Annotated in this window: 1 protein-coding gene and 2 pseudogenes; 2 read left to right on the top strand and 1 reads right to left on the bottom strand. The window is 70.6% G+C overall.

Features of this window, described 5'->3' with window-relative positions:
- Positions 1–362 (bottom strand): annotated as a pseudogene (locus AB0J46_RS51895) (phospholipid carrier-dependent glycosyltransferase); the annotation flags it as partial.
- Positions 363–441: 79 nt separating this feature from the next.
- Between AB0J46_RS51895 and rsmI the strand changes: the two are divergent.
- Together rsmI and AB0J46_RS51905 are read left to right on the top strand one after the other, a co-directional pair.
- Positions 442–1284, top strand: a complete 843-nt coding sequence (gene rsmI / locus AB0J46_RS51900; RefSeq protein WP_352331356.1) for a 16S rRNA (cytidine(1402)-2'-O)-methyltransferase — start codon at positions 442–444, stop codon at positions 1282–1284.
- A gap of 5 nt (positions 1285–1289) precedes the next feature.
- A pseudogene (locus AB0J46_RS51905) lies at positions 1290–1594 on the top strand (phospholipid carrier-dependent glycosyltransferase); the annotation flags it as partial.

A 1594-nucleotide genomic window follows, 5' to 3' on the forward strand; every position in this document is an offset into this window, starting at 1 on the left:
ACCACGTACGAGGCGCACTTGTCGAGCGTCTCCTGCGTGCACGACTGCCAGATGTCGGTCTTCCCGGCCAGGATCGCCTTGTCCGCGTCCTTGATCGTGACGCGCTCGACACCCCAGTTGATCAGGGAGAAGGCGTCCTTCATGTAGTAGGTCTCGTCGAAGACCACGGCCCGCGGGTGGCCCAGGTTGACGAAGCGCAGGATGCCGCCGAAGAGCGTGACCAGCAGCGGGCCGACCCACCCCCACAGGACGCTGCCACGCATGGGGGGGATCACCCGGTCACGCAGGGACCGCGTCTGCGATTGACTCTCGCCGACCTCCGGGTTGTCGTAGGCCTGGTACGGGGAATCGGTCACCGCCATTCGGACATCGTACGGGCCCCAAGCCGTTAGGTACTGCAAGAATCACGGTCTAATTGGTATGCCCTGCCACAATGGTCGGGTGACTGGAGAAGGCAGGTTGGTGCTGGCCGGAGCCCCCATCGGTCAGGCGGGTGACGTCTCGCCGCGGCTGCGGGAGGTGCTCGCCGGCGCCGACGTGGTGGCGGCCGAGGACACCAGACGGTTGCGCAGGCTCGCCACCGAGCTGGGCGTGGAGATCAGCGGCCGGGTGGTGTCCTACTACGACCAGAACGAGGCGGGCCGCGCCCAGGAGCTGGTCGAGGCGCTGAGACAGGGCCGCACGGTCGTGGTCATCACCGACGCCGGCATGCCCGGGGTATCCGACCCCGGTTACCGCCTGACCCACCTGGCGGTCGAGGCGGGCATCACGGTGACCGCGCTGCCGGGGCCGAGCGCCGTCACCACGGCCCTCGCCGTGTCGGGGCTGGCCAGCGACAGGTTCTGCTTCGAGGGCTTCCCGCCGCGCAAGACCGGCGACCGGGCGCGGCGGTTGTCCGCGCTGGCGGCCGAGGAGCGGACGATGGTCTTCTTCGAGGCCCCCCACCGGCTGGCCGAGTCGCTGGGCGCGATGGCCGAGGCGTTCGGGCCCGACCGGCCCGCCGCCGTCTGCCGCGAGCTGACCAAGACGTACGAGGAGGTGCGCCGCGGCGGTCTCGGCGAGCTGGCCGAGTGGGCCGCGGGCGGCGTCAAGGGCGAGATCACCGTGGTCGTCGCGGGCCGCGTGCCGGGGGCGGGCGAGCCCGACATGGACGAGCTGGTCGCCGAGGTGGACCGCCGGGTGGCCGAGGGCGAGCAGCGGAAGAACGCCATCGCCGACGTGGCCAAGGGCGCGGGCGTGCCGAGACGCGAGCTTTATGACCTGGTGCACAAACGCATAGGGTGATCGACATGGGGGAGACGGCACGACGGCTGGTCCCGCCGTTCCAGGGGCGGCCCCTCTTAGGTTGGGCGGGGCCGCTGCTGGTCGCCCTCTTCGGCGGGCTGCTGCGGTTCGTCCGCCTCGGTGAGCCGAAGGCCGTCGTCTTCGACGAGACCTACTACGCCAAGGACGCCTGGTCCCTGCTCAGGTACGGCGTCGAGCGCGCGATGCTGGGCGACGCCAAGAACCCGATCGCCGACCGGCGGCTCATCGCCGGGAACCTGGACATCTTCCGCCAGTGCCCCCAGTCCTCCGACTGCGCCTCGTTCGTCGC

It is taken from the genome of Nonomuraea sp. NPDC049758, from assembly GCF_040674635.1.
Lineage (GTDB): Bacteria > Actinomycetota > Actinomycetes > Streptosporangiales > Streptosporangiaceae > Nonomuraea.